At 48.2% G+C, this 25,974-nt stretch carries 17 protein-coding genes; 5 read left to right on the top strand and 12 right to left on the bottom strand.

Translation table 11 applies throughout. The annotated features are described in order from the left end of the window. Positions 1-3: 3 nt before the first annotated feature. Complete coding sequence (gatB, locus tag ATY38_RS04300) at positions 4-1,443, top strand: Asp-tRNA(Asn)/Glu-tRNA(Gln) amidotransferase subunit GatB (RefSeq protein WP_062558218.1); 1,440 nt, start codon at positions 4-6, stop codon at positions 1,441-1,443. Positions 1,444-1,507: 64 nt separating this feature from the next. Here the strand turns inward: gatB and ATY38_RS04295 are convergent, their stop codons facing one another. Beyond that, positions 1,508-1,879 carry a thiol-disulfide oxidoreductase DCC family protein gene (locus tag ATY38_RS04295; RefSeq protein WP_062558217.1) on the bottom strand — a complete coding sequence of 124 codons (372 nt, stop codon included), beginning with the start codon at positions 1,877-1,879 and terminating at the stop codon, positions 1,508-1,510. Between the two features lie 86 nt (positions 1,880-1,965). Here ATY38_RS04295 and ATY38_RS16030 point away from each other — a divergent pair, with 86 nt between their 5' ends. Together ATY38_RS16030 and ATY38_RS04290 are read left to right on the top strand one after the other, a co-directional pair. Then, on the top strand, positions 1,966-2,118 hold the full coding sequence (locus ATY38_RS16030; RefSeq protein WP_158441758.1) for a hypothetical protein: 153 nt from the start codon (positions 1,966-1,968) through the stop codon (positions 2,116-2,118). A 235-nt stretch (positions 2,119-2,353) separates the two neighbouring features. Continuing rightward, on the top strand, positions 2,354-11,014 hold the full coding sequence (locus ATY38_RS04290; protein ID WP_201011911.1) for a glycoside hydrolase family 94 protein: 8,661 nt from the start codon (positions 2,354-2,356) through the stop codon (positions 11,012-11,014). A gap of 146 nt (positions 11,015-11,160) precedes the next feature. On the opposite strand, the gene ATY38_RS04285 is transcribed toward ATY38_RS04290, so the two are convergent. The 3 genes from ATY38_RS04285 to ATY38_RS04275 all read right to left on the bottom strand — a co-directional run bounded on the left by ATY38_RS04285 (position 11,161) and on the right by ATY38_RS04275 (position 15,906). Beyond that, positions 11,161-13,935 (bottom strand): multicopper oxidase domain-containing protein, encoded by a 2,775-nt coding sequence (locus ATY38_RS04285; protein ID WP_235590390.1) that lies wholly within the window; start codon positions 13,933-13,935, stop codon positions 11,161-11,163. 35 nt (positions 13,936-13,970) lie between these two features. After that, positions 13,971-14,975: a multicopper oxidase domain-containing protein gene (locus ATY38_RS04280; protein WP_062558216.1), complete on the bottom strand. Its 1,005-nt coding sequence runs from the start codon at positions 14,973-14,975 to the stop codon at positions 13,971-13,973. A gap of 199 nt (positions 14,976-15,174) precedes the next feature. After that, positions 15,175-15,906, bottom strand: coding sequence for a response regulator transcription factor (locus tag ATY38_RS04275; protein ID WP_062558215.1), 732 nt, complete (start codon positions 15,904-15,906; stop codon positions 15,175-15,177). A 446-nt stretch (positions 15,907-16,352) separates the two neighbouring features. Here ATY38_RS04275 and ATY38_RS04270 point away from each other — a divergent pair, with 446 nt between their 5' ends. Continuing rightward, positions 16,353-17,183 (top strand): inositol monophosphatase family protein, encoded by an 831-nt coding sequence (locus ATY38_RS04270; protein WP_062558214.1) that lies wholly within the window; start codon positions 16,353-16,355, stop codon positions 17,181-17,183. Positions 17,184-17,342: 159 nt separating this feature from the next. Further along, a complete protein-coding gene (locus ATY38_RS04265; RefSeq protein WP_235590389.1) occupies positions 17,343-18,623 on the top strand; it encodes a dicarboxylate/amino acid:cation symporter in 1,281 nt (426 codons plus the stop codon). A 59-nt stretch (positions 18,624-18,682) separates the two neighbouring features. Here ATY38_RS04265 and ATY38_RS04260 read toward each other — a convergent pair whose 3' ends face one another. From ATY38_RS04260 to ATY38_RS04225, 8 genes are read right to left on the bottom strand one after another with little or no spacing between them, the layout of a single operon-like run. Further along, positions 18,683-18,883 (bottom strand): YbdD/YjiX family protein, encoded by a 201-nt coding sequence (locus tag ATY38_RS04260; RefSeq protein ID WP_062558212.1) that lies wholly within the window; start codon positions 18,881-18,883, stop codon positions 18,683-18,685. Between the two features lie 18 nt (positions 18,884-18,901). Next, the gene (locus ATY38_RS04255) at positions 18,902-20,974 is read right to left on the bottom strand and encodes a carbon starvation CstA family protein (RefSeq protein WP_062558211.1); all 2,073 of its coding nucleotides are present in this window, start codon (positions 20,972-20,974) and stop codon (positions 18,902-18,904) included. 53 nt (positions 20,975-21,027) lie between these two features. Then, positions 21,028-21,654 (bottom strand): SMC-Scp complex subunit ScpB, encoded by a 627-nt coding sequence (gene scpB / locus ATY38_RS04250; RefSeq protein ID WP_062558210.1) that lies wholly within the window; start codon positions 21,652-21,654, stop codon positions 21,028-21,030. Then, complete coding sequence (locus ATY38_RS04245; protein WP_062558209.1) at positions 21,620-22,435, bottom strand: segregation and condensation protein A; 816 nt, start codon at positions 22,433-22,435, stop codon at positions 21,620-21,622. Before ATY38_RS04245 ends, scpB begins: the two co-directional genes overlap by 35 nt. A 35-nt stretch (positions 22,436-22,470) precedes the next feature. After that, positions 22,471-23,673 (bottom strand): tryptophan--tRNA ligase, encoded by a 1,203-nt coding sequence (locus ATY38_RS04240; RefSeq protein WP_062558208.1) that lies wholly within the window; start codon positions 23,671-23,673, stop codon positions 22,471-22,473. A 26-nt stretch (positions 23,674-23,699) separates the two neighbouring features. After that, a complete protein-coding gene (locus tag ATY38_RS04235) occupies positions 23,700-24,365 on the bottom strand; it encodes a site-2 protease family protein (RefSeq protein ID WP_062558207.1) in 666 nt (221 codons plus the stop codon). Continuing rightward, positions 24,358-24,990 (bottom strand): L-threonylcarbamoyladenylate synthase, encoded by a 633-nt coding sequence (locus tag ATY38_RS04230; RefSeq protein ID WP_062558206.1) that lies wholly within the window; start codon positions 24,988-24,990, stop codon positions 24,358-24,360. Before ATY38_RS04230 ends, ATY38_RS04235 begins: the two co-directional genes overlap by 8 nt. Before the next feature lie 23 nt (positions 24,991-25,013). Then, entirely contained in the window at positions 25,014-25,886 is an 873-nt protein-coding gene (locus ATY38_RS04225) for a 3',5'-nucleoside bisphosphate phosphatase (RefSeq protein WP_062558205.1), read from the bottom strand. Positions 25,887-25,974 lie beyond the last annotated feature (88 nt).

Raw genomic sequence — 25,974 nt, 5'->3', positions numbered from 1 at the left:
ATCATGCAGTGGGAAATTGTCATCGGTCTGGAAGTACATGCTCAACTTTCAACGCAATCTAAAATCTTCTCGGGCGCATCCACCGCCTATGGCGCCCCGCCGAATACGCAGGCGTGTGTTATTGACTTGGCATTGCCCGGCATTTTGCCGGTACTCAACAAGGGCGCGGTTGAGCGGGCAATCAAGTTTGGCTTGTCGGTGGGTGCCAAAATTAATTCGCCATCTATTTTCGCGCGCAAAAATTATTTTTATCCTGATTTGCCGAAAGGCTATCAAATCAGTCAATACGAATTACCGGTGGTGCAAGGTGGCAACATTCGGATTCCGTCCGATGGCGTAGAAAAAAACATTCGTTTGACTCGAGCGCATCTGGAGGAGGACGCCGGAAAGTCGCTGCACGAGGATTTTCATGGTATGAGTGGGATTGATCTGAATCGGGCTGGTACGCCCTTGCTGGAAATTGTTTCTGAGCCGGATATGCGCAGCAGTGCGGAAGCCGTAACTTATGCGAAAACACTCCATGCTCTGGTGCGTTGGATCGGTATTTGCGATGGCAATATGCAGGAAGGTTCTTTCCGCTGCGATGCCAATGTTTCGGTACGTCCTCGCGGTACAGAAAAACTTGGTACACGCTGCGAAATCAAAAATCTGAATTCATTTCGCTTTCTTGAGAAAGCGATCGATTATGAAGCCAGAAGACAAATTGAAATTCTGGAAGACGGCGGCACTATTCGACAGGAAACTCGTTTGTACGATGCTGGCAAAGATGAAACGCGAACCATGCGTACCAAGGAAGATGCCAACGATTACCGATATTTTCCCGATCCGGATTTATTGCCGCTCGAAATTTCTGCAAGCTGGATTGATCAGGTGCGATCAGCCTTGCCGGAATTGCCTCAAGTGCGACGAGATCGTTATATGTCCGAGTTTGCGCTATCTGCTTATGATGCCTCCGTCTTAACCAGTTCGCGCGAAACTGCAGATTATTTTGAGTCAGCTATCAGGCAATTGCCTGCGCAAGAAAAATTGTGTGCCAACTGGATCATGGGTGAAATCAGCGGACAATTGAATAAAGAAGGACTTGAGATCAGCGCATGTCCAATCACTCCTTCCCAACTCGCTATGCTGCTGGAGCGCATCAGTGATGGCACCATTTCCGGTAAGGCAGCCAAAACGGTATTTGAAAGCATGTGGAATGGTGAGCTGGAAAAGAATGTCGATGCCATTATTGCTGCAAAAGGACTAAAACAAATTTCCGACGATAGCGCTATTGAGAAACTGGTCGATCAAGTACTGGCGGCTAATGCGCAGCAAGTTGCAGACTATCGGAATGGCAAAGAAAAAGCCTTCAACTCACTGGTCGGTCAGATCATGAAAGCAACGCATGGAAAAGCCAATCCAGCACAGGTGAATATTATTCTGAAAAAGAAACTGGAGGAATAACGGCTATATAAAAATATCGATTTAAGCCTGGTCATCGGGCTCAGATCCAGTAGAGGACTATAAGCTACCAACGTTTTTTTACTTTATTCCAGCGATAAAGTGCAGCGGCAAATAAATTATAGCCAAAACTGCATAGCTGCCTGACAATCGGGATTCCAAGCATGCTTGCCTTCCATCGTTCATGGGCGGACGCCCGCCAGATTGCCAGGAAAGCATCGAAGCCGATATGAAGATTGCCCGATTCATCAATAACATGCAGGCGTTCACGAACAAATTCAATATTCGAACTGACTTCGGAAACAAGAGCGCGATGCGTGTGAATATCATTCCACCGAATTTCACAGCGACTTTCTTTGCCCATCTGAGTCTCAATCCCAGCTTTGCATACCGGACAGGCTGAGTTGTAATACACTTTTATTTTCGGCTGACTTGTCATAGTGATTTTCCACGATAAATAGCGAGAAGAATGGGAATCTCCTTTGTGCACAGCATTAAACTTCCGATGGAAGTGTGCTGTCAGAAATGTCGACAGGCCTTCAACGGATTGCCGAATATATAGAAATTTTCTATAACCGGCAGCGTAACATAAAAGATTGGACTATCTATCGCCAGCATAATTTTCGCAGCGATATTATGCAAATCTACACGATACTTAAACCAATGCTTCATTTTTGACAGCACAACTCAAATCTGCTATTGCTGATATTCATACTTATATTGGTTACTATAACACTCAGTGTATTCATGGAACCATATGATGATATAACACCGGTAGAATTTTAAAAACGAATGAATGAAGTATCCGGTTCTATTTGACCTAACAAGTATGCATTAATTTTTGGCAATCAAAGGTTATAAAACCTGTGTGACCCTGATTACCATAAATTCGAACCAGGAGAATGTTATCAACATGAAAGAGTTCGGATTTTCAGCCCGTACACGAGATATACTTCGTGGCGCCCTTGATACGGAATTACTATGCTCCGAGTTGTTCAGCATTGAGCAATTAAAGCGTCATGGGATCATGCTGGCCGGACGATACAAGATCAATCCCAACCCTGGACCCGACCGGTTATTGCCACGATTAGCGGACAATGAGCGGGTTATTTTTGCGGCATATGACATTGTAACTGTGGCAATTGCACCGGGAAAACGAATCATTCCCGCAGAGGCTTGGTTGCTGGATAATTTTTATCTGATCGAACAGCAGATCAATCAAGCGCGGCGACATTTACCACGCGGGTACAGCCGTCAATTGCCGCGGTTGGCGAATAGCTCGTCAGCTGGTTTCCCGCGCATCTATGACTTGGCATTGCAACTCATCTCCCACATGGATGGCCGTATCGATAAGGAAAACGCTACTCAGTTTGTCGCTGCCTACCAGACTGTTGAACCGCTCAAGCTAGGTGAGTTATGGGCATTTCCGATCATGTTGCAATTGGCGCTATTAGAAAATATTCGCCGGGTTGCGCTACGTATTGCCCGGCGACGCGAAGAACTCAATGCAGCCATCAGTTGGGCGGATCGTATGCTCGCGACCGCAGAGAAGGAGCCAAAACAACTGATTCGGTTGCTGGCTGAGTTTGCTAATGCTGACGTGCCTCTGACCGCGCCGTTTGTGGAAGAATTTTATGCTCGACTCCAGGCTCAAGGGCCAGCAATGGCATTTGTTCAAACCTGGGTTGAGCAAAAATTGTTAGAACAAGGGATAACGGCAACTCAATTGTCAGAAGTGGCTGGTCGAACGGCTGCAGCCAATCAGATTTCCATTGCCAACAGTATTGGTAGTCTGCGTTTTATTGGTACCATGGATTGGAGAAATTATGTCGAATCGCTCAGCGTTGTCGAGGAAACATTACGTGAAGATCCTGCGGGGATGCATATTTTCCAGGATTTCGCCACTCGCGATCGCTATCGGCATGTCATTGAGGATGTGGCGAGAAGCAGTTCACGCAGTGAATTGGCGGTGGCACGTGAAGTTATTGCATTGGCGCAGGATGCCGCAGAGCAAGGGGGTATCCAGAACCGTGCAGCGCATGTTGGATATTATCTGATTGATCGCGGCCGGCCAATATTGGAACGCAAAGTCGATTTCCAATTGCCGTGGAAGTTACGCATCAGCCGTGCGAGCCAGCCTCTCAACTTGCTTCTGTATCTTGGTCCGATCTTGTTGCTGACCATTTTGGCAGCATTGGTCGCACTTTTTGCATTCGACGATCTTGGGTCACGAGACTGGCGCTATTGGTTTTTTGCGTTTACTGGCACCATTGGCGCTTCGGCACTGGCAGTTCCACTGGTAAATTTGTTCGTGACGCTTGTTTTGCCGCCACGCCCGTTGCCACGGTTGGATTTTTCCAACGGTATCCCCGCGACTCACCGCACTATGGTGGTCGTTCCCACCTTGCTGAGTACACCGCAGGAGGTTGAAGATCTGCTCGAGGCATTGGAGATCCGCTATCTCGGTAATCGTGATCCCAATCTGTTCTTTGCTCTGCTGACGGATTTCCGTGATGCTGCGCAACGCACGCAGCCGGAGGATGACGCGTTGCTGGTTTATGCCCGTACTGCCGTACAGGCACTCAATGCCACTTACCAAGACGACCGCCCGTGCATTTTCTATTTATTTCATCGCCCACGGGTATGGAATCCACACGAACAAGTATGGATGGGGTATGAACGCAAGCGCGGCAAATTGGAACAATTCAATGCGTTACTTCGCGGCGGCGAAAGAAGCGCATTCTCGGATATTGTCGGAGAGACCTCCATTCTCGCATCAATCCAGTATGTCATCACTTTGGATACCGATACGCAGCTTCCTCGCGATGCAGCACGTTCCTTGATCGGTAACATGGCTCATCCGCTCAATCGCCCGGTATACGACGCTGACCAAGGGCGCATTGTCGAAGGCTACGCGATCCTGCAACCGCGTGTTTCGATCAGCCTGACCAGCGCAAGCCAGTCGTATTTTACAAAATTATTCGCGGGCGAGTCGGGCATTGATCCTTATTCGCGCGAAATATCCGATGTCTACCAGGATATTTTTGGCGAAGGATCATTCATCGGCAAGGGTATTTACGATGTAGATGCCTTTCGGCAGGCCATTGATGGACGTTTTCCCGAGAATCTTATTCTCAGTCATGATTTGCTGGAAAGCGGCTATGCGCGTTGCGCACTGGTGACTGATGTGGATCTCATCGAAGAGCATCCGGCCAGTTATGCTACAGAGGCTAGTCGACGACACCGTTGGATACGCGGTGATTGGCAGCTTGCAGGTTGGTTGCTCCCGCACGTTCCGGGGCCAGCCATTTCCAATAAATCGAAGGCCGAACGGCAACCCAATCCGCTTACCGCATTGTTAATATGGAAAATATTTGACAACCTTCGACGCAGTCTGGTATCGCCGTCTCTGCTGGCATTATTGGCAGGGGGGTGGTTGTTCGGTACTGGGCCCGCATGGTTCTGGATTCTGTTGGTTGCGAGCGTGGTGCTCTTGCCTGTCTTGCTGGGAAGCGTCATCGAATTGATCCGCAAACCACAAGAGCGTGACTGGCTGGTGCATTTGAGTTTGACCAGCAAGTCAGCTGGCCGTCCCATCGTACTTGCTTTGCTGACACTGGTTATGTTGCCTTATGACACCCTGATCAGCTTGAGCGCAATTCTGCGATCGGGTCTGCGTATGTTATTCACGCGACGTAGCCTGATGCTGTGGCATTTACCCTCCTATACGCGCCGCAATGCATGCCGCACATTGTTCGATTTTGTGAAGGAAATGTGGATATCACCTGTTTCGGCAGTTGTTTTAGGGTTGTTATTGTGGAGCAATTCAGTAACAGAAATGTTCTTTTATGCGCCTATCTTGTTAGCCTGGTTGTTGTCACCTATCGTGGGCTGGTGGATCAGCAAACCGCTGATATCTCCGGTACCTCAGCTGACGCTGGATCAGCGCGTGTTCCTGCGTACAGCGGCTCGACGTACGTGGCGCTATTTCGCTCAGTTTGTCGGCCCACAGGACAATTGGTTGCCCCCCGACAATTTTCAGGAATATCCAGCTCAAGTCATTGCCACACGGACATCGCCCACGAATATCGGCATGGCATTGTTAGCCGATCTGGCCGCGTATGATTTTGGTTACATTTCCGCAGGGGAATTTTTACGTCGCATTCAGAACACATTGGAAACAATGGAAAAGTTGGAGCGTTATCTGGGCCATTTTTATAACTGGTATGACACGCGAACATTGAAACCCTTACATCCTCGATATATTTCTTCAGTGGATAGTGGAAATCTAGTCGGCAGTTTGCTCACTTTATTGGCAGGATTGGCTGAGCTGAGAGATCAACCAATCCTGTCACCTAATACATTGCAAGGATTGCAAGATACTTTGCGAGTGCTTGCCGAGCATGTACCCGTCTTACCCGCTTCGGATCTGGCACAGAAAATCAAAGTTCTTGAAGATAACCTGTACAGACTCACATTGAACGAGTCTGTACAAAATCTGGCGATCATCGATAACTTACTGAACGAGATGCAGCGTATTGGCGATGAAATGATGGCTTGTCTGCCCACAGATATCGATATCGACGGCGAATTGTATTACTGGGCACTGGCATTTATTAAGCAAATCAAAGACTTTAAAGATGATCTAAGATATCTGGTACTCGAACCACAATACTTCAAGAATATTCCGACGCTAGCTGAATTGGCTAAAGGCAACACTGCAGGCACAGATACGATGATGCCGGCCGGAGCGTCTAGAGGTGCGCTGGAGCGGATTAAAATGATCAATGTCCTGGCGGACCGTTGTCGCCAACTTGTGGTAATGGATTTTGAATTTCTCTATGATTCAACGCGTGATTTGCTGGCTATCGGCTATGACGTGAGTGAACGGCGGCGCGATCAATCCTGCTATGATTTGCTGGCATCGGAGGCGCGCCTAGCCAGTTTTCTACTCATCGCTCAGGGACAGATCCCGCAGAAGCACTGGTTTGTGCTTGGCCGACTGCTGACTAGTCACGGTGGAGAAATCAGCCTGATCTCCTGGAGTGGTTCGATGTTCGAATACCTCATGCCGTGCTTGATCATGCCGAATTACGAAAACACCTTATTGGAACAAACTTGCAAAGCCGCGGTATTGCGCCAGATTGAATACGGTCGGCAACGCGAAGTACCTTGGGGCATTTCAGAATCTTGCTATAACGCCACCGATATACAACAAATTTATCAATATCGGGCATTTGGTGTGCCGGGACTTGGTTTCAAACGAGGATTGGGAGATGATCTGGTCATCGCACCTTATGCCAGCGCACTGGCATTGATGGTGATGCCGCATGAAGCATGTCGCAACTTGCAGACATTGGCCGCTAATGGCTTGCTCGGTGCTTGTGGGTTCTATGAGGCAGTCGATTACACGCCATCGCGTGTGCCGCGCGGCAAGTCCAGCGCTATTGTACGTACCTACATGGCACATCACCAAGGCATGAGTCTGTTGGCTTTTGAGCAACTATTGCTTAACCGCCCAATGCAGCGCCGTTTTATGTCGGACCCGCTGATTCAAGCGACAAAGTTGTTGCTGCAGGAGCGTATACCGAAGAAAGGGGCAACATTGCATCCGCATGCAGCGGAAGTAAACGCCGCTGCGCGACCAGCGATCGCAGAATCGGGCACGATTATGCGCGTGTTCACCGATTTGAACACACCGATACCGGAAGTCCATTTGTTATCCAATGGCCAGTATCATGTTATGGCGACAAATGCAGGGGGCGGTTACAGTCGATGGCGTGATCTGGCTGTCACTCGTTGGCGCGAAGATGCCACCTCTGATGGCTGGGGCACCTTCATTTACTTGCGTGATCGTGATTCGGGGCATTACTGGTCCACCGCCTATCAGCCCACTCTGCGCGAAGCCGATCATTATGAAGCGATCTTCGTACAGGCACGCGCGGAATACCGTTGCCGTGACCAAGCGATTGAAGCGCACACTGAAATTAGCGTTTCTCCTGAAGATGACGTCGAAATTCGCCGTGTTACCCTCACCAATCAATCGTCGCGTACCCGTCATATTGAAGTAACGAGTTATGCAGAAGTGGTATTGGCACCGTTGAATTCTGATTTGGCTCATCGAGCTTTTAGTAATCTGTTTGTACAAACGGAAATTGTTCGCGACCGGCAGGCGATTCTCTGCACGCGGCGGCGTCGCACGCCGGAAGAGCAGATACCATGGATGTTCCATCTAATGGCAGCTCCAGGTGCGATAATTGATGAGCCATCTTTTGAAACCGACCGTGCCCGATTTATCGGACGGGGGCGAACACCGGCCAATCCGGTGGTGTTGGATGCCGCTAGTCATGTATCAACTTTATCGAACACGGACGGTTCGGTGCTCGATCCGATCGTGGCCATCCGCCGCACCATTACTTTATTGCCAGACGAATCGGCCACGGTGCAAATCATTTCCGGTGTTGCAAGCACGCGTGAAGCGTCTTTGGGATTGTTGGAGAATTATTGTGATCGGCACTTCGTGGAACGTGCTTTTGAAATGGCATGGTTTCAGAGTCAGGAAGTGCTGCGTCATCTTAATATCACCGAAGCTGATGCTCAGATTTACGGCCGCCTTGCCAGCTCTGTCATTTATAACAACGCCATGCGACGCACGGCTCCCAGTATCATTGCACGCAATCAACTGGGTCAATCCGGGCTTTGGCGTTTTGCTATCTCGGGTGATCTACCGATTGTGCTGATCCGAATCGGAAATCTGAATCGAATAGATCTGGTGAAGCAGGCGCTACAGGCCCATGCTTATTGGCGAATGAAAGGATTAATTGCTGATTTGGTGATTGTGAACGAGGATTTCTCTGGTTACCGGGCAGTTTTGCACGATCAGCTCATTGGATTGATTAATGCAGGAGCTGACGCGCAAATAATCGACAAGCCAGGAGGCGTCTTTGTACGACGAACTGAAGAGCTTTCCGAAGATGAGAGAGTCTTGCTTCAAACGGTCGCTCGCATCGTGTTTAGCGATACGGCAGAAACACTGATCGAGCCATTGGAACGCCGCATATCATCTGAACGGATTTCTGATCGCCTGGAACCCCGGTTGCTGCCGATTTTTGAAGAAGTCACCCCATTGGCAAAGCGCGAACGGATTTTCTACAATGGCTTGGGAGGGTTTACGCCCGATGGGCGCGAATATGTCATTACTCTGGAACCGGGTAAAAGTACGCCTGCGCCGTGGGTCAATGTAATCGCCAGCCCGTATATCGGTACGGTAGTCAGCGAGTGCGGCAGCGCATATACGTGGGTGGAGAATGCGCACGAGTTCCGATTGACCACTTGGCACAATGATTCATTAAGCGATAGTAGTGGCGAGATGTTCTATGTCCGTGATGATGATACAGGAATTTTCTGGTCACCAACGCCATTGCCAGCCGGCGGTCAATCCGGATATGTGTGTCGCCATGGGTTTGGGTACAGCGTGTTCGAACATTACCAGACCGGTATTTCTTCTGAACTGTATACGTATGTTGCCATGGACGCACCAGTGAAATTCGTGGTTATCAAACTGCACAACCATTCCAGCCGCACAAGGCGATTGTCGCTGACCGGCTATTGGGAACTGGTACTCGGTGAATGGCGCCACGCCAATCTGATGCACATTGTGACTGAGACGGATCCACACAGTGGAGCACTGTTTGCCCGAAATGCTTATGGCCGCGAATACGCCAAGCGAGTCGTTTTTGCCAAAGTGAGCGAAAGAGAGCGTTCAGTAACTGGGAATCGTACCGAGTTCATTGGTCGCAATGGCTCACTGACCAGTCCAGCGTCGATGCGTCGCAAGCGTTTGTCGGGAAAGACTGGAGCAGGTTTCGATCCGTGCGCAGCGATCCAGACCCAAATCGAATTGGCCGAGGGACAGGAACGCGAAATCGTATTTATATTCGGTGCCGCTCACAATGCTGACGAAGCGCAGCACTTTATTCAGCAATATGGCGCACTCTCGGGTGCCCGGCAGGCACTGGAAGCGGTATGGGGATATTGGAATCATGCATTAGGTGCGGTGCATGTGGAAACACCGGATCCGGCTCTGGATGTCTTGACCAATGGGTGGCTTATCTATCAAACATTGTCCTGCAGACTCTGGGGCCGTAGCGGATATTATCAATCCGGGGGTGCCTACGGTTTTCGTGATCAATTACAGGATACCATGGCATTGATCCATGCGACGCCATGGCTCGCTCGTGAGCAATTAATCCGTTGCGCGGGGCGACAATTTCTTCAAGGTGACGTGCAGCACTGGTGGCATCCTCCCAATGGACAAGGCGTGCGTACTCATTTCTCCGATGATTATCTGTGGTTACCGTACGCTACTTGCCGCTATGTGTTGGCAACTGGTGATACCGGCGTACTTGATGAGTCGATCTATTTCCTGGAAGGCCGCGAGTTGTATCCGGAAGAAGAAGCCTACTACGACCAACCACAACGTTCTGCAGAATCTGCGAGCCTCTATGAACATTGCATGCGTGCCATCAAATATGGCTTGCGATTTGGCGAGCATCAATTACCGTTGATGGGGTGTGGTGATTGGAATGATGGCATGAATCTTGTCGGGCGTGATGGCAAAGGTGAGAGCGTTTGGCTGGCATGGTTCTTATACTCAAATCTTCAGTTGTTTGCTGATCTGGCACGAGCCCGGGGCGATGAAGCTTTTGCCGATATTTGCACCGAGCACGCGAAACAATTACACGAACATATCGAGGCTAATGCCTGGGATGGTGACTGGTATCGACGAGCTTATTTTGACGATGGTACGCCTTTAGGTTCATCCTGTAACGATGAATGTCAGATTGATTCGATCAGTCAAAGCTGGGCAGTTATTTCCAAGGGTGGAGATCTCGTTCGCGCACGTCAAGCGATGGCTGCGGTTGACAAGTACTTGATACGGCGCGATACGCAGTTAATTCAGCTGTTCGATCCCCCCTTCGATAAATCAGAACTTGAGCCCGGGTATATCAAGGGTTATGTACCTGGAATCCGCGAAAATGGGGGTCAATACACGCATGCTGCGATTTGGTCTGCGATGGCATTTGCCATGCTAGGTGACCGGGAACGTACCTGGGAATTGTTTTCCATGCTTAATCCTGTCAATCACGGTCGAACACCTGCCGAGATTGAACGGTACAAAGTCGAGCCGTATGTCATGTGTGCGGATATATACGGCGTAGCACCCCACGTAGGGCGAGGCGGCTGGACTTGGTATACCGGTGCGGCAGGATGGATGTACCGATTGTCCGTGGAAACACTACTGGGTCTGCAATTGGAAGTAAATCATCTGCGCATAACACCATGTATCCCTGCTCATTGGCAATCGTATATCATCCACTACCGTTTTCACGAAACTTTCTATCACATCACTGTCAAATGCGACGATGAAAAGCCAAGCCAGGAGATCCGTGTAACGGTCGATGGTATCTTGGTTAATAACCTGGATAGGGATGAATCAGGCCGGCCACAATGCGTGATTTCCCTTGTAAATGATCACCAGGATCACCACCTTGAGGTGAACATACGCTGCTAGGAAGCGCAGAATAATTTTGTCTGCGCAAAGGGATATGCTGCCTTAGGCGGTGCTCGAAAATTCGCCTATCACTAGGATAGGCCTCATTGATCTTTGCTCCGCCTATCTTGCATCTTTTCTTGCACGCCAAATTATTCAGCGTTTCCTTAGTCTCCGATTGGATTTTGCTGCGCAGTTGTCAAACCTTCTTTCCAGTACGCCGGAAGGTTCTGCACCCAGCCGTTATAAACATTCGGCACAGCTAGAACCCCTTGCCCGCCAAATCCTGGCAAACCGCTGACCATATCATCTTTGGCCGTGCTTGCGGTATCCACCAATGAAACATAGCCAGCAATAGCCGCATCGGATATCTCGCCATCACCATTCGGATCGATATCAACTACTGTGAGTCTGTTACCAAACTTGGTCGTGACATAGGCATAGTATCCTCCCCCTTCCTTAGCTCCAAAATTTGCTCCATGGCAACCAGGATCGCAAGGAAGCGATTTGACAATTTTGTCAGTGGCAGTATCGACGATAACAATCTGTCCACCCGTTGATGCAATCACCACTGCTTTGCCATCCGGAGATACCGGCGATTGAATGGGCAGTACCCCAACTGCAATTACACCATTGCCATCCTTGTCTTCAAAGGTTCCGTCGAGAGGATTATAGTCTTTAATGAGATCAATGGTATCCAATAGCGCGCCAGTATTACCATCAAGCACACTCAGTGAATGATGCAGCAAGTTGGCAGCATAAATTTTGCTGGAATCCGGCATCATGCCAATGGCAATAGGATGAGCGCCCGGAGCGTTATTTCCGGTGGGTGTGCGGGCGTGTATGCCGCCACCTGTTCCATAAATGCCGATATCATTGGTATTGATATTCGGCGTTACAATTTTGGAGCCATCGGCACTGATCCAGTGACCATGCGGATTTGCAGAAATATGCCCGTGATCCTGTGTTGGCATCATTTTGGTTACGTTGGTTGTTCCAGCCGGAATCACAGAAATACCATTTTCACCATTAATCGCAATCGTAATATCATCGGTAGTGGGTACTGTCACGACGTGAGAAGGTGAGTAGCCTACTGTGATATTTTTGATGAGTTCACCGGTTTCACGATCAATCATCGAGAATTTATTATCAAACCACTGGGTTTGATAAATCACCGATTGATCTCGGTTGGACCACATGTTGTGCGGATTATTGTTGTTGATGTGTGGTAGCGCAACTTTGCGTTTGACTGCCCAGGTCGTTGTATCAACCACGGTAGAGGTGCCTGGCTTATACTTGCCGGCTGTTTTCTCGAATTGCGTATTGATCCACACTTCTCCTACACCTTTTTTTACTGGTTCAGTGCCTAAGACGAGTGATTCATTAACAACATTCAGAATCGATAAGGGTGCAGCAAGCCCACCAGGTGTGACATTTCCAAACGGTGCGCCTGAAATTCTCACTGGAAGTGTAGGAAATCTTACATTCCATACACCCGATGAATAATCCTGCCAATTGTCAGGTGCGGTTGCGATAAAAAATGTTTTGAGCAAGCGCACTGCCAGATCACTGCTGGTAGGCAAATTCTTAATACCGGTGACCAGATCGATGGTGTAATCGCTCTGAGGATTACCTAAATCCAGCCCATCAGTTTCCGGATCATCCACAATAACTGCACCAAACATGTACGGATGCACCTTGCAAGTAAATACATACAGCCCTGGAGTATGCAGTGTAACAAACCCGCCACCACGGTAGGCGCTTGTTTGATCGAAAGGCATATGCTGTGCTCCAGTTGGCCATAACAGCGAGCTGATCGTATGCACACCATTGGTATCGGACATAATAAAGTTGACACTGCTGCCCGGGGATATCACTTCCAAGGATCTAGTCTTAATATCTGCGCCCTGGAGCGGAGAGCCCGCAGCGCTCGGCTTACTCAGTTCGACAATGGCATCGCCGCGCGCGCTTCTGAACCAGCTCGCCGGCTCATCGCTGATTTCAAAAGTCACTACCCCAGGTTCATTCGGTTTTGTACCCAGCAAGATATTGCCATACGGTGATGCGCCGACAACACTGGCACCATCTCCACCCAATTCATCTACTATGAAGCTGCCGTGCATGCCTGCTTCCATGTGCGCAATCAGATGACAATGATATTGCCAATTGCCTGTGCCGACGCCAGTGCCCGCTTTGATGGTAAAGGAATGGCTATCGATCCCTTCTTCGAGTAGCTTGGTATCAATCACTTCGCTAGTGCCTGGTTTTAACCATCGATGCGCATGTAAGTGGAAGGTATGCCCAGGTCCGATCGATAGGATATGGAAACGTACGATATCATTCTCAACAGCCCCAGGATTGGGATTTGCCCAGAGTGGTTTTTGTTGCGCACCGCCCGGAATGATTTCGGTTCCCCAGAAGGTTGAACCCACCATAAATAGCACAAATTGTTTATCGATATCGTTTGCTTTGACAGGAATTATGCTACCGTCTCCATTGACATAACTATCTATCGGCCCGTGTGCTTTATCAACAATGATGGCGCCAAACAATCCCAACAATTCCTTACCATTGCTGTTGCCGTGGTAAACGAAGCTGCCTGTTTTGTTAGCCTTGATCTTGTAACTTTTGGTTTTTCCAGGACTAATTTCTCCCGAACCTGACTGTGCAAGGCCGGGTACTTTAAATCCGACTTTGTTGCTGGTGTTATTTGTCAAAGATATATGAACTGTATCACCTTCCTTCACGAACAGGGTTGGCCCAGGTATGACGGCTTCGTTGCCTGCCATTGCGTATGCGATTTGTCCGTTAGGCAGTGTTTCGGCCGTGAGCGAAATGTTATGCGCTGTAGCCAAAGCGAGGGGTGAAATTAAGACTGTGATTACAGCAAAAACAACTATAGTTATTGATTTTCTCAGGCTAAGCATATCTTTAATCCTCATTTTTTATCCTTATTATTTAGTTGCCTAACATGTGCTTACTGGACTAGAAATTTCCCTTCCATACCCAAAAGCTTGTTGGATAAATTATTGTCTCTATAACGCGTGCTATTTTTTGCGATAACACTGAAAACATGTTTTTCCAGCGGGCCGATTGCAACTTGATTAATACGATGAGTGGTTCCGGGATCGATCCATTTATAGCCTTTCAATTCAAAGGTATGAATATCAGTACCTAAAGCGATTAAGTGAAATCTGACATTGGAATTTCTTGTTGCGACCAATGTTGGATTGACACCATGATTGGATTGAATTTTGCTAACGCCATTGATTTCCATGCCCCAAAAAGCATCATCGCCTAAATAAAGCACATATTCTTTGTCATAGCTGGAAACACCGACCGGGTTGACAATGATTGCTCCAAAGAGCCCCTTATGTTCCGCGCCATTATGGGTCTCAAAATTGTGATCGTGATAGGGCCAGGTACCCGCGGTGCCAAGCGCAACATTCCATTGATATTCATATATGACATAGGTTTCTTCAAGCCCGGCACCTGCACCCTCATCAAAGTTTTTGTTAATTACTTTAAGGGTTCCATCGCTAAGAATATCGTAATGAACGCCGTGCACATGAATGCTGACTTGCTTGCTGATTCCAGGGATAGGAATATTGTTGCCAGGAATGGCATTCTCGATTGATATCTTAACCTTGTCCCCTTCGGTTAACTCAATAGTGGGACCGGGGATGGTGGCCTCTGTACTATAACGCGATGTAATATCCAGTCCATCAACTCTATGGCTTAACATTTTGTAAGCCAGCAACTTGTTACCAAAGCCATCATCCTGGGTTTCTTCCGCAGTCAATTGAATAATATGCTCGGCAGCGAAACTCTCAGAGGTCGGAACCAAAGCTGATAATGACAAAGTGAGTGCGAGTGCCACAATAGCTATTTTTATCAATGACTTTTGCGATATGTCCGAGGTGGTTTTAGAGTTTCCTTTGAGCTTCGTATCACACTTAGCTGGAGCGGACTGAAATAACATTTTAATGATCTCCTAATGTAAAAATCGTATATCAAGTGTTCCGGCAGATTAATGCAGGTTATTATTTGGAATTCATGGTTCACTTGGAATTTAAGATTTAGCAGGCCGATTGCAAAAAGAGAAATGCACTCTTAGCCGGGGGAGGATTCTATCAAATCCATTTTCTTCTAAATAGAAGGCATTTGTCCTTAAAATTGGACTAAATTTCGCTACCTTTTGGGCTAAATGTCCCGATCAGGTGGGATTCTTTAAAATAATTATATAAGGGGGCTTTCAAGCATAGTTCAATTTGTTTTTTGACGCCAATTTTTCTATAAATAACAGATAATTGGTTCCGAACGGTTTTTTCTGTCACAAAGAGTTGTGCGCCTATTTCTTTAGCAGATAAACCTTTACATGCGAGATGAGCAACGTGACGTTCGCTGTCGCTTAATCTGGGCTGCTGGGAGGTTGAAGTATCAGTGTGTGGTTTGGTTTCTGCAGCTGGATCAGAATCGAACTGTGCTTGCCATAGCAGTTTGGTGATATTGCGGTCAAACCAGATATGCCCCGTATGAATTGCAATGATTGCTTTTAATAAAAGATCTGTTGAGTTGTTTTTGCTGATCACTCCCACCGCACCGGAGCGGAATGTTTGTAGGTGAGTTTGTTCGTTATTGTGATGAGAAAAAGCCAGTATTTTACTTTGTGGGCAAGTATGCAGCAATTGGATAATATGTTCCACATAGTCATTGCCGCTCAGGAGTAAATCCATCAGGATTATGTCCGGCTTATGCTGTTCGGCCAAATTAAATAAATCGTCGAGTTGACTGGTTTCTGCAACTAAGCGAATGTCAGTGTGATTCTCAAACAATGAACGCAATCCCAAACGTACGAGCTCAAAACTTTCAGCTACCAGAATGCGTATATTTGAATGAGACTGCTCAATCATGCTTTTTATTGTTTGTAAATTGCAAAAGGCTCAGTTGAATGTAGTACTCTCAATCTGAATTATTTTTGAGCATAGAATCGACGATTACATATTACCTATTCGATACGTAATAGCTATCTTTATTGTCATAAAATTGTAACAGATATGCCTATGGTTAAATAGATGGCATTTGTCCCAAAAGGCACGGTAAGATTTTGCGATCTACCGACAGAATAGGCTGATTTTGTGGGGTTCTTGAAGTGCTTTAAGATACGGTTTTTAACCATACATCAATGTATCTTCACCTTGACACAGACTTGATCAGTGGTAATGATCAACGATAAATACAATCAAAGATGTTAACGATGTCAGCTATTGCAGTTCCTTCGTTGCAATAATGGCAGCGGGTAAACGCGATTCATATTAAAATCACTGCTTTTCCTTTCGTTAACTTCTGAATCAAAATCATGCATCCAATGTTGACCATTGCAGTGAAAGCTGCGCGTCGTGCCGGTAATATTATTAATAAGGCTTCCCAGAATCTGGATTTGCTCACGGTGTCAAAGAAATCACACAGCGATTATGTCAGTGAAGTAGACGGCGCAGCTGAAGAAGCCATTATCAAGATCTTGCTCGCAGCCTATCCCGATCATTCAATTCTGGCGGAAGAAAGCGGACTTCAGGGGGATCATAAGCATTCAGACTATCAGTGGATTATCGATCCGCTGGACGGCACGACCAATTTCCTGCATGGTTTTCCAAAATATTCGGTTTCCATCGGATTGAGGCATAAAGGTGTTTTGACGCATGCAGTGGTTTACGATCCGAACAATAATGAATTGTTTACCGCGAGTCGAGGGGGTGGGGCTTTTTTAAATGATCGCCGGATTCGTGTCAGTAAACGCACCAAGCTTGAAGAGTGTTTGATCGGTACCGGTCTGCCATTCCGGGATTTGACCCACATTGATGCTTACTTTGCCATGCTGAGAGATATCGTACCCCGCGTCACGGGGATTCGGCGACCGGGTTCCGCCGCGCTGGATCTGGCTTATGTCGCGGCGGGGCGTTATGATGGTTTTTGGGAAATCGGACTGGCGCCTTGGGATATGGCCGCCGGTTGCTTGCTCATTGCTGAAGCGGGTGGATTGGTGGGTGATCTGGAAGGCAATGGGACGCACTTGGAAAGTGGGCAAATTATTGCCGGAAATCCCAAGGTTTTCGCGCAATTACTTCAGGTGATTGCGCCTCATCTAACCCCCGAGTTGATCGAAGCGCAACGCTCGGCCGAATCCATTTAGCATAAAGTTTTAACGGATCTGCATTTGACTCCAGTTTGCTCGACGAATGCCCAATTATCTTTTGTGTCAGGTGTTTTTGATCACTTAGCCGCATATTTGCCGTCTAATCAGACGCAGTTCAATAACGGACTGCGCTTTTTTTTTCGATAGTTGATGAATATGACTACAAAAATAATTACCTGGATGATTGTCGGCTTATTGCTGGGTAGTTTGATTAATACCTTTGCCGATGATGTCGCGTTCGTTCAGGATTATTTTGTACATGGCGTATTTCATGTAGTGGGGACAATTTTCATTAATTTATTGAAAATGCTGGTTGTTCCATTAGTGGTTTTTTCATTGATTTGTGGTGTTTGCGGTATTGGCGATGTTAAGAAACTGGGCCGGGTGGGTATCAAAGCTTTTAGCCTTTTTCTGCTGACTACTGCACTTGCCATTCTGTTGGCTCTTCTTGTTTCCATCGCTATAAACCCCGGGAAAAATTTTAATCTGATTCCAGGTACCCAGATGGAGTTTGTAGCGCCTGAGTCACCACCCATAACACAAGTTTTTATTGAGCTTGTTCCCGGCAATCCGGTGGCAGCATTTGCAGAAGGCAACATGCTGCAAATTATTTTTTTTACTATTCTGTTTGCAATTTGCTTGCTGATGCTCGGTGAGCGCGGGCGCACTTTAATCGATAGTGCTGAAAAAATGAATGACGTCATGATGAGAATGGTGAATGTTGTCATGTCTATTGCGCCTTATGGGGTATTTGCCTTAATGGCGAAGAATTTTGCGCTGCAAGGAATTGATTTGATTCTGCCGATGATCGGTTATTTTGGGATGGTTGTTTTGGTGCTGATGTGTCATGTAACGGGTACGCTTATGGCGCTATTGAAATTTCTCGGACGAGTCAATCCAATACAGTTTCTTAAGAAAATGCGTACGGCCCAGGCTTTTGCATTTAGTACTTCCAGCTCCGGCGCGACCATACCCATCACGCTGAGCACGGTTGAAAAGCGTATGGGCGTGGATAACTCGACGGCCTCATTTGTTGTACCTTTCGGTGCAACCATCAATATGGATGGCACAGCTATCATGCAAGGTGTTGCAACGGTGTTCATTGCCAATATTTATGGTATTGAGCTGAGCTTGACGGATTATCTGACAGTCATCGGCATGGCGGTACTGGCGTCTATCGGCACTGCGGGGGTACCTGGGGCCGGGCTCATTATGCTGGCCATGGTTCTCAATCAGGTGGGGTTGCCGGTTGAAGGCATTGCGCTGATCATGGGCGTGGATCGTTTGCTGGACATGATGCGCACTGCGGTCAATATCACGGGTGATGCGGTTGTTGCTATGATTGTTGCACGCAGTGAAGACAATGTATCCATGGAGATTTTTAACGATCCCGATGCCGGAGCAGTGAATCTCGTAGAACTGCCTCATGTGAAGTAGTGAAACAGGTGAGTCAAAATCATCGCTAAGACGCTATAATTTCATGATTAAAGGGCCATCTAGCAGCAGCGATTGACCCTTCCTTTACTTCCATAACGAGCTTCCTGGCGCTCGCGAAAAAATTCCGCATGAGACATGATGGATCGGTCAGGATGCGCATTTTTCATGTGTTCAACATACGTGCTGTATTCGGGTACGCCGACCATCAATCGCATGCTTTGTGAAATCCGCTGTATGGTTTGAGTGATTTTTCTGTACATGGTCTTGTTCTCCAATCATTATTTTTCTGATACCGCATGCGCGGGTAAGAGCTCGAAGGGCGCCTCTTGGGTGGTGGGGTGGTGAATAATGCGCGCTTGCAATACAGTTCTGGTCCCGAATATCAGCATGCTGATGAGCACTGTCATAAACAATCCGGCTAGTGTTGCATTCACATAATCGTTAAAAATTACCTGTTGCATCTGTTCCAGCGATTTGGCAGGTGCCAGCACGATACCTTCCATAATTGCATCTTGATATTTGCTGGCATGTGCCAGGAAACCGATGCGCGGATTGGTGTCAAAAATCTTTTGCCAGGCGGCAGTTAATGTACAAATACTGACCCATGTCAGCGGAATAATGGTAATCCACGCAAAACGATCTTGTTTCATTTTGAACAAGACACTGGTGCATAAAATTAATGCAATACCAGCCAGCATTTGATTGGCGATACCAAATAATGGCCATAAGGTATTGATTCCCCCTAACGGATCGATAACACCCTGGTAGAGAAAATATCCCCAACCTGCTACGCACAGACCCGTTGCAGTCAAGCTGGCAACCAGTGAATCGGTGCGTTTCATGACGGGAACAAACGATCCCAGCAAATCTTGCAGCATAAAGCGCCCCGCACGAGTTCCGGCGTCAACCGCAGTCAAAATGAAAAGCGCTTCAAACAAAATCGCAAAGTGATACCAAAAAGCTATCATGGCAGTACCTCCGACAACCTCTGATAAAATCTGCGCCATGCCGACCGCCAACGTAGGTGCACCGCCGGTTCGCGAGATAATGCTGTGTTCGCCTACATTCTGCGCGGTCTGGGTGATCATTTCCGGGGTAACATAGAATCCCCATTGGGAGATGGTTTGTGCAGCGGATTCGGCGGTGGTACCAATAATTGCTGCGGGGCTGTTCATGGCAAAATATACCCCGGGTTCCAAGGTGGCAGCAGCGACCAACGCCATAATGGCGACAAAGGATTCCATCAGCATGGCGCCATAGCCAATAAAACGCGCATCAGTTTCCGATTGAATCATCTTAGGCGTTGTACCGGAGGCTATCAATGAATGAAAGCCGGAAATTGCACCACACGCGATGGTAATAAATAAAAAGGGAAAAAGATTGCCCGACCAAACGGGTCCGGAGCCATCGATAAACTGCGTCAATGCCGGCATTTTCAGTTCCGGTGAAATAAAAATAACACCGACGGCTAATCCCGCAATGGTACCGATCTTAAGGAAAGTCGATAAATAATCGCGTGGCGCCAGTAACAACCAGACGGGTAAAACTGCGGCAATAAAGCCATACGCGATTAATGACCAGGTCAACTGTTCGCCCGTTAACGTAAAGAAATCCGCTAAAACAGGATCTTCCTGGACATATTGACCCACAAGAATGGATAACATCAGCAAGACAAAACCGATGAGTGAAACTTCACCAATTGCACAAGGACGAAGATAACGGGTATAAATTCCCATAAATAGAGCAATGGGAATGGTGGCGGCTACGGTAAAGGTTCCCCACGGTGATTCGGCCAGGGCTTTAACCACAATCAGCGATAATACTGCCAACAAGATCAGCATAATAAAGAAGGTGCCGAACATTGCGATCATGCCGGGCAGTTGTCCGAGTTCCGCCTTAATCAAATCACCCAGTGACCGGCCATTGCGGCGCGTTGATACGAACAGCACAATAAAATCCTGGACTGCGCCGGCAAACACGACACCGACCAGCAACCATAACATGCCTGGCAAATAACCCATTTGCATCGCCAGGATGGGACCAATCAATGGTCCTGCTCCCGCAATGGCTGCAAAATGGTGCCCGAACAACACATATTTGTTGGTCGGCACATGATCCAGGCCATCATTGTGTTTATAGGCCGGTGTCATGCGTCTGGCATCCAGTTTCAATACGCGATTGGCAATGAACAGACTGTAAAAACGAAAGGCGATGATGTAAACGCAAACCGCCGCAATGACAATCCAAATCGCGCCGATCGCTTCACCGCGGTTGAGTGCAATGACGCCGAATGCGAAGGCTCCGGTAAGGGAAAGTATTAGCCAGCCAAGTTTCGCTATTAAATTATTCATTTATCTTGTAGAGTTGATTGAAAGAGAGGGTTGTAAAATTTTACCTGAGCGAACTAATCGTGTGCTTCAGGAACTTCAAAAGGCAAGTCCTGGTTCTTTGCGCCGGAGTCAATCAAAGATTGCATTTCTTCCAATGGCGGTAGTTCTTTCAGTGAACGAAGATTCAGGTCGTTCAGGAAGTGCTGCGTGGTGGCAAACAGTGCGGGTTTTCCAGGTACGTTACGATGTCCGACAGCTTCTATCCAACCGCGCGTCATGAGTGCCTTAAGCACCGAACTGGAAACGCTAACACCGCGAATTTCTTCGATATCACCGCGGGTAACCGGCTGGCGGTATGCAATGATGGCAAGCGTTTCCAGAACCGCACGTGAATAGCGTGGAGCTTTTGGCGGCGTCAATCGCTCCAGATACGGCTGTATGTCCGCTCTGGTCTGGAAACGCCAACCGCTGGCGACTGAGACTAATTCCACGCTGCTATCAAGCCATTTTTCGCGAATTTCTTCCAGTAATTTCGATAACACGCTAGCGCTTAATTCCAGATTGAATAATTTACGTAATTCACTGATGGGCAGAGGTTCCGAAGTTGACAGCAACGCGGCCTCCAGGATTCGCTTGGCTTTTTCCGGGCTCAACGAATCCGGTGTATCAAGCTGATTGAGCGGCATCAATGGAGCGGACATAAATGATCCCGCCATCAAGCGATTGAGAAATTTCCAGCAACAATTCTTTGGCTAATTCCAGAACGGCCAGAAAGGTGACAATGACTTCTGCAAGGGTTGCCGCAGGGCTGAATAAATCGTGAAATTCCACTTGATCGTGTCCACGCAAGTCACGCAGTATTTGGCTCATATAAGCCCGGATGGAAAGCGTTTCGCGTTTGATTTTATGGGGATGGTGGATTTTGGCCCGCGTTAGAATGGCCATCCAGGCATTCCGCAGATCATCCGTGTTGATACCGGGCAACTGAACCGCAACCGGCTGGTCAATTCCTATCTGAATCACGTTGAAGTCACGCCCAGCCTGCGGCAATTCATTGATTCGAGTTGCAGCATGTTTCATTTGCTCGTATTCAAGCAAGCGCCGTACCAGTTCAGCGCGTGGATCATGCTCTTGTTCCGTTTCTATTTTGGGGTTGGGTAATAGCATGCGTGACTTGATTTCAATCAGCAGGGCGGTCATCAGCAAATATTCGGCTGCCAATTCCAGTTGATCCACGCGCATCATTTCCACATAGGCCATATATTGCTGCGTCAACTCCGCCATCGGAATGTCCAGAATATTCAGATTATGCTTGCGAATCAAATACAGCAGTAAGTCCAGCGGGCCTTGAAAGGTGTCCAGGAAGACTTCCAATGCATCGGGCGGGATATACAAATCCTGCGGGATTTCCAGCAGAGGCTCGCCGCAGATTCTGGCAATCGGCTGCAATTCAATGGATTCGATTACTGAATTGTCGTTCATTGATCAATAAGATCGGTCCCGCTTGTGCGTTAACCTTACGAATAACTGAGCCCCATTGCTGTGCGTACGTCGCGCATGGTGTCTTCCGCCAGCTTGTTGGCTTTTTCACAGCCATCTGCAATGATGTTGCGTACCAAGGTCGGATCTTCTTCGTATTTTCTGATGCGTTCCAACATGGGTTCCTGTTCCGCCAGAATTTTGTCGATTACGGGTGTTTTGCAATCAAGACAGCCAATTTCCGCATGCTTGCAGCCATGCTGCACCCATTCCCGTGTGGTTTCGTCGGAATAAACAAGATGGAATTGCCACACCGGACAGCGGGCGGGGTCACCCGGATCGCTACGTCGTACCCGTGCCGGATCGGTTGGCATGGTGCGAACTTTTTTGCGAATGCTCTCCGGATCTTCGCGCAAGCTGATAGTGTTGTTATACGATTTTGACATTTTCTGGCCATCCAGTCCCGGCATTCTGGAAGCTTCCGTCAGTAATGTTGCCGGCTCTGATAGGATCATTTTGCCGCCGCCTTCGAGATAGCCGAATAGTCGTTCACGATCACCCAGACTCAGATTCTGTTGCTCGTTCAGTAATGATCGGGCTTCTTCCAATGCATGTTCATCACCCTGTTCCTGATACAGCGTGCGCAATTCGGTATACAGCTTGGATTTTTTCGAGCCGAGTTTTTTTATGGCTTGTTCTGCTTTTTCTTCAAAACCGAGTTCTTTGCCGTAGATGTGATTAAAGCGGCGGGAAATTTCGCGCGTAAATTCCAGATGCGGCGCCTGATCCTCTCCGACGGGAACAAGATTGGCACGATAAATCAGGATATCCGCGCTTTGCAGCAGCGGATATCCCAGAAAACCGAAGGTGCTGAGATCTTTCTCGGATAGTTTTTCCTGTTGATCTTTATAGGTGGGTACGCGTTCCAGCCAGCCAAGCGGCGTCATCATCGACAGTAACAAATACAACTCGGCGTGAGCAGGCACTTTGGACTGAATGAATAAGATCGCCTGCGATGGATCAACGCCTGCTGCCAGCCAATCCACCACCATATCCCAGACATTCTGTTCAATGATTTCGGGTGAATCGTAATGGGTCGTCAAGGCATGCCAGTCGGCGACGAAGAACAGACATTCGTATTGCTGTTGCAATTTCACCCAATTTTTCAAAACGCCATGATAATGTCCCAAATGCAGGCTGCCGGTGGGGCGCATGCCTGATAATACGCGATCAGCAAACATGTTGATTTTCCAAATGTAAAACGTTATTAAATATAGAGCCCAAAAATTGATACGATCATGATTTTAGCCCATGTAATCATGGGTCCGATCACGGCACCCAGCACGCCGCTGAATAGCAATACCAGCAGTATCATAAAGCCATAAGGCTCAATCCGCGAAAACTGGTAAGCCAATCGATGCGGTAGCAGGCTTACCGCCATGCGGCCTCCATCCAAAGGCGGTAGCGGCAACAGATTGAGTACCATCAGGATAACATTGATTTCAATTCCTGCAATTCCCATCAATGCCAGGGGTTTTGCGAAACTGCTGTCAGGCGAGGCAATGGCGAGTTTGATCATCAAGGCCCAGAAGAATGCCATCAGCAAATTGGCACCGGGCCCGGCGGCAGCTACCCAAAGCATATCGCGCTTGGGCTGGCGCAGGTTGGAAAAATTAACCGGCACCGGCTTGGCCCAACCGAATAAAAAACCCGCGCCGATCGTTAATTTACTTAGAATAAACAATGACAGCGGAACCAGAATGGTACCCACGGGATCGATATGCCGTATTGGGTTGAGGCTGATGCGCCCTTCGTTGTGGGCGGTAAAATCACCGAAATGCCTGGCGATATACCCATGCGCGGCTTCATGCAGGGTGATGGCAAAAATAACGGGAAGCGCATAAATGGCGATACCTTGGATAATTTCATCCATGTTCGATTCCAAATGGATCGAGACTGCCTTTTCCCTGACGCACCAATGCGGGCACATCAGTGGTCAAATCAATCACTGTGGTCATGTCTATGCCGCATGAACCGGCATCCATGACCAATTCGACCTGATGTTCCAACCGCTCGCGGATTTCTTCCGCATCGTTCAGCGGATATTCGTCTTCAGGCAGAATCAGTGTTGAGCTTAGCAAGGGTTCGCCGAGTTCTTCCAATAGCGCTAACACCACCGGATGATCGGGAATGCGCAGGCCGATGGTATTGCGTTTCGGATGCTGCATCCGCCGCGGTACTTCCCGCGTGGCTTGTAAAATAAACGTGTAACTGCCTGGTGTCGTGGCCTTAAGCAGCCGGTACTGGCTGTTATCCACCTTGGCGTAGGTGGAAATTTCCGTTAGATTGCGGCAGACCAGCGTGAAATGATGGCGTTCATCCACTTGCCGGATGGTGCGGATGCGTGTCATCGCGTCTTTGTCTCCCAGATGGCAACCTAACGCATAACAGGAGTCCGTCGGGTATACGATAATTCCGCCTTTCTGGACAATAGCAACGGCTTGCTTGATCAGACGTGCATGCGGAGTGTCCGCGTGAATTGAGAAGAATTGAGCCACAGTAAAACGGTATCAGGGTTAGGTTAAGTAATCAATGGGTTAATGCGCTCGGCTGCCATGTTGTTTTTCCAATGGTGCCAGACCGGGGTACAGCCGTGCGGAAATTCCGGTAGCTGCCCGAGATCGAAATAGCTCTCACCGGGACCATGAAAATCCGAGCCGCACGAAGCCAGAAGATTCCTGTTTTTTGCATGGTGAGCAAAATGCTGCATTTGCTCAGGCGTGTGACTCGATGTGACCACTTCAAGCGCCGATCCGCCCAGCGCGCAGAATTCATCGAGCAGGTCGCTCAAGACATTCTTACCTAAATCATAGCGCGCAGGATGCGCGATCACCGCCTGCCCCCCACTGCCGCAAATCCAGTCCACGGCATCGCTGAGCGAGGCCCATTCGTGAGCTGCATAGCCCGGTTTGCCTTTTACCAGATACTTCTTAAACACGGATTTTACGTCTTTGGCATAACCCTGCTCAACCAGAAAGCGAGCAAAATGCGTGCGTCCGATCAAGCGCCGTTCGCCGACATGGGCATACGCGCCTGCCAGACTATCGGGAATACCGACTTTTTCCAACTCCAGCGCAATATTTTCGGCGCGTTGCGCGCGCCCCGCGCGAATAGCCGTCAAACCTTCGACCAACGGCGCATGGGCCGGATCAATATCCAGTCCGATAATATGCAAAGTACGGCCGCGCCAGCTCACGGAGATTTCCACACCGTTTATAAATGTGATACTTTTGGCTTCGGCCATCTGCCGCGCTTCAGCTAACCCGGTAATATCATCGTGATCGGTTAGCGCCAGTATTTCAACGCCGCGCATGGCGGCACGCTCAACCAGTTGAGCCGGTGGTAAAACGCCATCAGAAATGTTGGAATGACAATGCAGATCAATGTTAAGCATGAGGCAATTCGTAGCAACGCAGGACATGCATGATAGCAAATAACCGCATTGAAGAGAAATCATTGCGTTGGATAATGAAAGAGATAGT

The organism is Nitrosomonas ureae, from assembly GCF_001455205.1.
Lineage (GTDB): Bacteria > Pseudomonadota > Gammaproteobacteria > Burkholderiales > Nitrosomonadaceae > Nitrosomonas > Nitrosomonas ureae.
The sequence above is the reverse complement of the archived record's forward strand: the minus strand, read 5'-3'. Positions and strand labels throughout refer to the sequence as shown.